This window comes from Janthinobacterium sp. UMAB-56 (assembly GCF_900095265.1).
Classification (GTDB): domain Bacteria; phylum Pseudomonadota; class Gammaproteobacteria; order Burkholderiales; family Burkholderiaceae_D; genus Janthinobacterium.
Genome location: NZ_LT607696.1, coordinates 1 through 900 on the forward strand (window position 1 = coordinate 1; position 900 = coordinate 900).

General features: G+C 63.6%; 2 protein-coding genes. Both read left to right on the forward strand.

Annotated features, from left to right (window positions below; all coding sequences use genetic code 11):
• Window positions 1-547 (forward strand): TIM barrel protein (locus tag K0F85_RS28290; RefSeq protein ID WP_219119127.1); only part of this gene is annotated, 547 nt, incomplete at its 5' end.
• Window positions 544-900: 5-deoxy-glucuronate isomerase (locus K0F85_RS28295; protein WP_219119128.1), on the forward strand; the 357-nt coding region annotated here is incomplete at its 3' end. The genes K0F85_RS28290 and K0F85_RS28295, both read left to right, overlap by 4 nt.

Here is a 900-nt window from a genome sequence, read left to right on the forward strand (position 1 = left end):
TCCGCGTTTCCAGACGCAGCAGCAATGGCAGGACTACGCCGACAAGTTGACGGCCTTTGCCGGCCACCTGCTGGCACACGGCGTGCGCCTGGCCTATCACCACCACATGGGTGCCTATGTGGAAACTCCGGCGGACGTGGATCAACTGATGGCCTTGACGGGGCCGGAAGTGGGCTTGCTGTTCGACACGGGGCACATCACCTTTGCCGGCGGCGATGCGCTGGCTGTCTTGAACAAATATATCACCCGCATCTGCCACGTGCATTGCAAGGATGTGCGCCCCAACGTGGTGAAACTGGCCCGCAATGGCCACTGGAGTTTCTTGCAGGCGGTGATCAATGGCGCTTTCAGCGTGCCCGGCGACGGCAGCATCGATTTTCCGGCCATCCTGACGCGCCTGTATCTGCACGGCTATGAAGGCTGGTTGGTGGTGGAAGCGGAGCAAGACCCGGCCGTCGCCCCCAGTTATGAATACGCGAAGATGGGCCACGATTACCTGGCTAAGCTCGTCGAGGCCATTCCCCGCCTGGGTCGGGAGGCGGCATGAGCCCGCTGCTGGTCAAGGCCCGGCCCGGTTCCACCATCGTCGAAGTCACGCCCGAGTCGGCCGGCTGGATGCATGTGGGCTTCGCCGCCCACCGCATGGCTGCCGGGGAACAGTTGCATCTGGAGACGGGCAGCCGCGAACTGTGCATCGTCGTGCTGACGGGCACGGTCACGGTGCAGGCTGGTGGACAGACCTGGGAACATATCGGCAATCGCCAGAGTGTCTTCGAAGAACGTTCGCCGTATGCCGTGTATGTTCCATTGGATACGAAGGTCAGCATCACGGCCGCGCGCGCTGCCGAAGTGGCGCTGTGCAGCGCCCCGGCCACCACGCATCGTCCGGCGCGCCTGATC